Here is a 7,510-nt window from a genome sequence, read left to right as displayed (position 1 = left end):
TGTCTCCGGTTTTCACCACATGGAAATTCCACTCTGGGTGATGGTGATGACCATTGATGGAATCTACGCCGTTGGCGGTACAGTAAATTGGCGTATTGGGAATGCGTGACATCAACTCAGTCAACGCACCAGCATGGTCCTCTTCCGCGTGGTTAATAATGATGTAATCAAGCGTATTCAGGTCAATTTCACTTGCCAGATTTTGCACAAATTCACGACTGAATTTATAGTCAACGGTATCAATCAGCACTGTTTTTTCTTCGCGAATCAGATAGCTATTGTAGCTACTGCCTTTCAGCGTTTTGTACTCTGTGCCATGAAAATCACGGACTTCCCAGTCACGTTGACCAACCCATTGAATATTGTTTTTAACCTGAATAGCCATTTGCCATAACCTCAAAAAGTAAGAAAAAATTCATGCTTGTATTTGAGTTATTACAAATAGCGTGCCAGTTTTTATTTTACTGATTTATAAGTAATTATTATAAATCAGGATCGAGGTGGGTGTCATAATGACTATGGTGAAAATTGTCTTTTTGACAATTAAATTGTCTTTTTGACTATCCAGCGATAAGTTAGAGAAATTGATTAATGGAGCGCTTATGAGCCTGTCTATTACTTCTCTTGCCAACATTGCGATTGAACTGCAAAGCGGCATTTCACATCAGGATCGCTTTGCCCGTTTGATTCGTACCCTGCGTCAGCTTCTGGGTGGCGATGCGACGGCATTGCTGCGTTATGAAGCGCGGCAATTTCGCCCACTGGCGATTGATGGGTTGGCGGAAGATGTGCTCGGCAGACGCTTTGATTTAGATGCGCATCCGCGTCTGGAAGCCATTGCGCGAGCCGGCGATGTGGTGCGCTTTCCGGCAGACAGTGAATTGCCAGATCCCTACGACGGGCTTATTCCCAATCATACTGATTTAAAAGTCCATGCTTGCCTCGGTTTACCGCTATTTGCCGACCAGAACCTGATTGGTGCTTTAACCGTTGATGGTATGGACCCTTTGCAGTTCGATCATTTCAGCGATGAAGAGTTACGTTTAGTCAGCGTGTTGGTGGCGGGAGCATTAAATAATGCCATGCTGATGGAGCAACTTGAAAACCAAACACCGGCTGTGACAACCCTTCCCATCACCAGCAAAAGTAGCAGTACCGAAATGGTCGGGTTATCTGCGGGAATTATGCAGCTCAAGAAAGAGATTGAAATCGTCGCTGGTTCTGATCTGAATGTGCTGATCACCGGGGAAACGGGCGTTGGCAAAGAGTTGGTGGCGCGAGCCATTCACAACGGTTCGGCACGAGCTGCCAACCCTCTGGTGTATCTCAACTGTGCGGCATTGCCAGAAAGTGTGGCAGAGAGTGAACTGTTCGGCCACGTCAAAGGGGCATTTACCGGCGCGATTCACCATCGAATCGGCAAATTTGAAATGGCGGATAACGGCACTCTGTTTCTCGACGAAATAGGGGAGTTGCCTTTAACGCTACAGGCAAAATTGCTGCGGGTTTTACAGTACGGCGATATTCAACGCGTGGGTGATGACAGCAGCCAAAGGGTTAATGTGCGCGTGCTGGCGGCGACCAATCGTGACCTTAAACAGCATGTTCTGGCTGGGGAGTTTCGCGCCGATTTGTTCCACCGTTTAAGTGTGTTTCCGCTTCATGTTCCACCACTACGAGAACGTGGCGATGACATCACTTTATTGGCGGGATTTTTCTGCGAGCAAAGCCGCGTAAAAATGGGGCTTAAACAGGTGGCACTGAGCGATGCTGCTCGTGAATTGCTGCGTCGTTACGACTGGCCGGGGAATATTCGTGAACTGGAACATGCTCTTTACCGCGCGACGGTATTGGCGCGTTCTGGCAAGCCCGAAGGTGAAATCTGGCTTCAGCCGCAACATTTTCAACTGAGTGATACTGACCCCAAACCCGCTAGCATTCAGGTTGCGACAGGGCCAGTGGTTGATAATTTGCGTACCGCGACTGACGATTTCCAGCGCCAGATTATTATCAGCACGCTGGATACCCATGCCGGGAATTGGGCGGCGAGTGCCAGACAACTACAATTAGATGTCGCCAATTTACATCGCCTGGCAAAACGCCTTGGCGTCAAATAGTGGATAGCACTTCAGATGCGTTTCATCGCTTTATCGCTTTGGCGCGATAGTTTGCGACCCATTCGATAAACTTATCTTTTGGCAGGGCTTTGCTGAACAGCCAGCCTTGACCGTACTGCACACCTTGTTCTCGTAACCATGCGGCCTGGACGGGAGTTTCTATCCCCTCAGCGACCATTAAAATCCCCAGCGAGTTGGCCATTTCAATGATATGCGGAGTCACATTTTTATATCCGATAGCATCGACAAAAGATTTATCTATTTTGAGAATATCGATATCAAGATCCTGCAAATAACTCAGGCTTGAGTAGCCAGTACCAAAATCATCAATATAGATGGCATGACCGGCATCGCGATATTGCGCAATGATCGGTGCTGTCACTTTAGGGTCGGCAAAACCACGCTCGGTAATTTCAAATGCAATTTGATGTGGCATGATGGAATAACGCGACAAATAGGGACTTATCACTTCCAGTATATGTAAGCTGCGGATATCGCGAGTGCCTAAATTAACTGAAATATGATAGTCGGGGTGTTGACGAAGCCACTCGCCAAGTTCGAGAAAGATAAGCTCAATGACCTGTTCAGTTAATTGCGTAACCAGCCCTGTTTGTTCTGCTAGCGGAATAAAGACATCCGGGCTGAGCATAGAACCGTCTGGTTGCTGCCAGCGAACTAATGCTTCAGCGCCGACACTCTCGCCACTTTCGAGATGAACAATAGGTTGATAGACCACTCTTATTTCATGGTTTTTAATGGCATCCATCAACCGGTTGCGAGGTGATAACAGGTGACGCAAAACACGAATTAAGAACCATCCTACGAAGAGGCTGATGATTAAGCCCACAGGCAACCAAATATACAGTTGTTTATACCAGGCGACAGTCAGCGGCTCCATTGATGCCCATGCAACCATGGCCAGGCCAAGATTATTATCCCGACGAATGACATAGAAATTATTATCGCTTTGAAATTCTTCTACGCCTTGAGTGACCTGTTTGAGCCATTCATCAGAAACATACTTGCTATTTGTGGCGATAATCTCGTTTTTGAGCAGACCCACCATCGCAATATTGAGAGAATAATTTCCAAAAGGCACGACATCAATAAATGACATGGGGTCGACTAAGGCAAGATGAGGCTGTTTGCCGATAAAGATCATCTTGCGATTAAAACCGGGCATGGGTGGCGTGGTATACCAGACACTAAAGCCGCGTAGGCCGGAGCGGTCTGGTTCACCTAACGGTTCACTGTGAGTAAATAATTCCAGCGAACTGCACATAATTCGGTCATCTTGTATAAACATCACTTCTTGCACATTGCGATGTTCAAGGGCGACACGGTGCATGGCTTGTGCGTGTGCCCGGGAGCAGGTCTCGCCTTTATAGCGGTTGATATCATCAACGGCAGAAATAGCCTCGTCGATGACCTGCCCGGTACGAAGCAATGCATGATCGGCAAATTGGCCTAATTCGTTATGAAAAACTTGTTCGGCATTACGATGCGCAAAATAAATACTAAACAAAATAGGCAGCAAAATGGCCAAAATAAGTACACCGCTTACCAGGCTGATGAGCTGTCGGGATGTCATTCTTTGAGCCCCGTGAAGTGATTAATTTTTATAATGGATTCTGTAAAAGAGGTTAGTCTATCTCACATGAATGATGGATGTTATGTTTTCATGCTTAGTGTGCATGGAAAGTTCCTACGCGGGCATCTGGTGAGCATTTAATGAAGAAAAAAGAGTTTGTTATCCAGGATTTGTTGAGCAAAATTTATCAGCATAATGATTCGCAACGACGCAAATTACCGCCCGAACGTCAGCTGGCTGCGGAATATGATGTCTCGCGTTTCACTATTCGCAAGGCTCTGGAAAAACTGGTGAGTATTGGGGTCGTCGAAATTATTCAAGGTTCGGGTATTTGGATGAATCCACAAGCCCGTAATAACCCACTGGTATATAACTCTATCACCGAAAAGCGTTTTGAGCAGATGGCTTTTCGCATGGTGAATCTGCATAAAAAGTTACCTAACCGCGAAGAGCAGCAAGTCTTTAGTGTGGGTGAAAATGATTACATCTGGCAGTTTTGCCGCGTGCGATATGTTGATAATCAAAAGGTACAGATTGAGATTTCACGCATGCCAGTGCAGGATTTCCCCGATCTCAACCAACAGGTGATTGAACAATCTATTCAGCAATATGTGCTCAGTAAAGGATTTCGAATTTCGCACCTGTTAACCAGTTATCAGGCGGTGTCGATCAGTAAAGAACAGGCGGCATTACTGGAGTGTAAAAAAGGGATCCCGGCGATGCATATCATCAACCGCGGGATCCTCGAAGGGGGACGGGTATTTGAAATCAGCGAAATCGTTGATATCAATTATTCCTGTACCTACGTCATCCCCTATAACCATGACAATTTGGCTTATCGTCAAGGGACTCAGGGGGTATGAATCGCCCCGTTGGGTAAGCGGCTTTGCGTCCACTCATGAGGGCGATATTCCACGGGGAAGTCCTCTGCTTTTTGTTGGTTAAAGCCTACGCCAATACCCGGTTTTTCAATTGGATAGATATAACCTTGTTCTGCGACTGGTGCGCCGGGAAACACTGATTCGGTATTCGGTTTATTCGGGATAAATTCCTGAATCGCCGCATTGTGCAGGTGAATATTCAAATGGGTATTCACTGCCACGCCAATAGGGGTCATATCAGATGGGCCATGCCAGGCCAGTCGTACACCAAATGCCTGGCAAAGAATGGCGAGTTTCAGCGCAGGCGTTATCCCGCCAATTTGTGAAACGTGGCACCGGATAAAATCGATGCGCCGATTCACAATGAGATCATGCCATTCAGCTGGGTTATTAAACAGTTCACCCATCGCCAGGGGAACCGAAGAGTGTGCGCGAACCTGTTCTAACCATGCACTTTGTTGCGGTGGCAGAATATCTTCGATAAACCAGGGTTGATAAGGTTCAAGCGCTTTTGCCAGTTGCACGGCTTGCTGCGGGAATAAACGTTCATGCACATCATGAAGAATATGGAACTGATTGCCGTACTTCTCGCGCAGCGCCTTGAACATCGCCACGGTATTGGCCATATATTCGTCCTGATCGTAATACGCTCCAGGCGTTGGCGATTTCGTTGCGTGCAGTCCTTGCGGTGTACCACCGTAAAAACCTAACTGGCAGCGAATGTAGCGATACCCTTGCGCCAGCAGTTTGTCGACTTCCAGGTACAACCCTTCCAGCGTTTCACTGGCGGCGTGACTGTAAGCGGCGATCGCATCTTTCGATTTCCCCCCCAGAAGTTGATATAACGGCATATCTGCCAGTTGACCTTTGATATCCCAAAGTGCCATATCGACACCGGCAATGGCATTGTTGATAACCGGGCCGTTGCGCCAGTAAGCGTTTACCGTCATCATTTGCCACAGGTCTTCAATGTTGTTGGCATCACGCCCGATAAGCAAAGGTTTGAGGTACTCGTCGACCATGGTTTTGACGGCCAGTGGGCGCTGCTGGAAAGTGGCACAACCGTGGCCAATCACACCTTTATCAGTGGTGACGCGCACCGTGACCAGATTGTGGCGGTCAGGACGAGTAATGAAGCATTCTATATTTTCAATAATGGTTGGTTTCACAAGATTACTCCACACCCTGAAATTGTTGAGGTCGTTCATGGGTGGCTAGTTATTAATTGTAGGCTTCTGCTATTTACTATCACCTTATTTTTGTGTGCAGGTAAATCATTTTTTTTGCCTATTTTTATTGGTCAGGAAAAAGTGTTCGGTGAACGTAAAAACCATACCAATTTGCTTCTTTAGCTGATTTACGTGCTTCCGTATGGGGTAAGTGTGATGTTGTTCAAAGTTTATTGGTTTGTTTTCTTGTTTGCGTTTCCCTACCATCATTGGCATTCAACACATAACAATAAGCAATTTTTTGGGGAGTGACTGATGGGGACTCGTGATGCCATTAATAATATTATTCACCTGATCGGTGGTGCGGAAAATATTAGTAAAGCCTGGCACTGTATGACGCGCTTGCGCTTCTCTTTGATTGATGAGAATAAAATTGATCAATCCGAGATTAAAAAAATCCCTGGTGTTTTAGGGGCGCAAATTCAGAGCGATCAATTCCAGATTATTATTGGCCCACAGGTGAACAGTTGGTATGAACAACTGACCCATGTGCTGGGCTCCACACCTGAACAAACTGCACCCGTCCAGCAAAAGAAAGCCCATAAAAGCCTGATATCGATGTTTATGGATACCGTGTCAGGTGTGTTTGGGCCGATTGTTCCCGCTATCGCAGGCGCTGGGATGATTAAAGGTCTGCTGGCGGGGCTGATTGCATTGAAAATGGTTTCAGCAAAAAGCGACACGGTGATCGTTATCGATTTGATTGCGAGCGGCGTGTTCTACTTTTTGCCATTTTTCCTGGCTATCTCCGCTGCGCGTATTTTCAAGACTAATGAATATCTGGCTGCTGCGGTTGCCGCATGTTTGATGTATCCATCTTTGATTGAAGCGGCAAAGGCATTGGCAACGCATTCACCCAATGCTGTTAATGCGTTCTATTTCCTGGATGTTGTGCCTATTTCGGTGTTCAACTACGCCGCAAGCGTCATCCCGGTAATTTTCTCGGTTCTGGCATTAAGTTATATCCATCGATGGGTGGATAAAATTATGCCCGATGTGTTGAAAACCGTGTTTACCCCAACACTCACCCTGTTTCTTGCAGCACTCGTCGCGCTGGTGGTGATTGGGCCGCTGGGCATTTATCTGGGCAAAGCACTGGCGTGGTTTATCGAAGGTTTGTTTGGTGTTTCGGCCAGTTTTGCCGGTCTGGTGGTCGGAGCGATTCGTCCGGTGGCTATTTTGACCGGTATGCATCACGCGATGACGCCAATTGCTCTGCAAAACTTTACCGACCGTGGTTACGACATGCTGATGCCAATGATGTTTATGGCCAACATGGCAATTGCCGGTTCCACTTTTGCTATCTGGAAGCAGAGTAAATCACGTGAAGAGCGTGCGGTCGTTCTGCCTGCGGCGATTTCAGCTCTGCTGGGGATTACAGAACCTGCGCTGTTTGGTGTTCTGACGCGCTACAAGAAAGCGTTTATTGCGGCAACCGTTGCAAGTTCTATCGCTTCGGCGTTCATTGCCTTCTTCGGTGTACGTTTGTATGGCTATATTTTATCGAGCATTTTTAGTCTGCCCGCTTATATCGGCCCGTACTTAATCTTTGCGCTAATGGGTGTGACACTGGCGTTAGGGTTGTCGTTTATCATGACCACGTTGTTGGTGCGCGAAAAGGCATAAGTGAGGAATTGTAGGACGGGTAAGCATAGCGTCACCTGCCGAAGCGGATGCTAAAGGTGAATGGCG

Annotated in this window: 6 protein-coding genes; 3 read left to right on the top strand and 3 right to left on the bottom strand. The window is 47.0% G+C overall.

The genetic code is table 11. From position 1 onward, the window contains the following. The coding region (locus VJY99_RS06380) for an MBL fold metallo-hydrolase (RefSeq protein ID WP_324117232.1) at positions 1 to 385 on the bottom strand (385 nt) is incomplete at its 3' end. A gap of 217 nt (positions 386 to 602) precedes the next feature. Here VJY99_RS06380 and norR point away from each other — a divergent pair. Then, positions 603 to 2,117 (top strand): nitric oxide reductase transcriptional regulator NorR, encoded by a 1,515-nt coding sequence (gene norR, locus VJY99_RS06375; protein ID WP_324117231.1) that lies wholly within the window; start codon positions 603 to 605, stop codon positions 2,115 to 2,117. Between the two features lie 22 nt (positions 2,118 to 2,139). On the opposite strand, the gene VJY99_RS06370 is transcribed toward norR, so the two are convergent. Further along, positions 2,140 to 3,708: an EAL domain-containing protein gene (locus VJY99_RS06370; protein ID WP_324117230.1), complete on the bottom strand. Its 1,569-nt coding sequence runs from the start codon at positions 3,706 to 3,708 to the stop codon at positions 2,140 to 2,142. A 140-nt stretch (positions 3,709 to 3,848) separates the two neighbouring features. Here VJY99_RS06370 and VJY99_RS06365 point away from each other — a divergent pair, with 140 nt between their 5' ends. Then, positions 3,849 to 4,571 carry a GntR family transcriptional regulator gene (locus VJY99_RS06365; RefSeq protein ID WP_324117229.1) on the top strand — a complete coding sequence of 241 codons (723 nt, stop codon included), beginning with the start codon at positions 3,849 to 3,851 and terminating at the stop codon, positions 4,569 to 4,571. Here the strand turns inward: VJY99_RS06365 and VJY99_RS06360 are convergent. Next, positions 4,559 to 5,758: an enolase C-terminal domain-like protein gene (locus VJY99_RS06360; protein ID WP_324117228.1), complete on the bottom strand. Its 1,200-nt coding sequence runs from the start codon at positions 5,756 to 5,758 to the stop codon at positions 4,559 to 4,561. The two genes, VJY99_RS06365 and VJY99_RS06360, sit on opposite strands and share 13 nt — an antisense overlap. A gap of 315 nt (positions 5,759 to 6,073) precedes the next feature. On the opposite strand from VJY99_RS06360, the gene VJY99_RS06355 reads away from it, so the two are divergent. Continuing rightward, on the top strand, positions 6,074 to 7,444 hold the full coding sequence (locus tag VJY99_RS06355) for a PTS transporter subunit EIIC (RefSeq protein WP_324117227.1): 1,371 nt from the start codon (positions 6,074 to 6,076) through the stop codon (positions 7,442 to 7,444). Positions 7,445 to 7,510: the final 66 nt, after the last annotated feature.

Source organism: Buttiauxella sp. (genome assembly GCF_035271705.1).
GTDB lineage: Bacteria > Pseudomonadota > Gammaproteobacteria > Enterobacterales > Enterobacteriaceae > Buttiauxella.
The sequence above is the reverse complement of the archived record's forward strand: the minus strand, read 5'-3'. Positions and strand labels throughout refer to the sequence as shown.

Bases quoted from the DNA above. Each gene is read 5' to 3' on its own strand.
- norR (WP_324117231.1), top strand. From the start codon at position 603: ATGAGCCTGTCTATTACTTCTCTTGCCAACATTGCGATTGAACTGCAA.
- VJY99_RS06370 (WP_324117230.1), bottom strand. From the start codon at position 3,708: ATGACATCCCGACAGCTCATCAGCCTGGTAAGCGGTGTACTTATTTTG.
- VJY99_RS06365 (WP_324117229.1), top strand. From the start codon at position 3,849: ATGAAGAAAAAAGAGTTTGTTATCCAGGATTTGTTGAGCAAAATTTAT.
- VJY99_RS06355 (WP_324117227.1), top strand. From the start codon at position 6,074: ATGGGGACTCGTGATGCCATTAATAATATTATTCACCTGATCGGTGGT.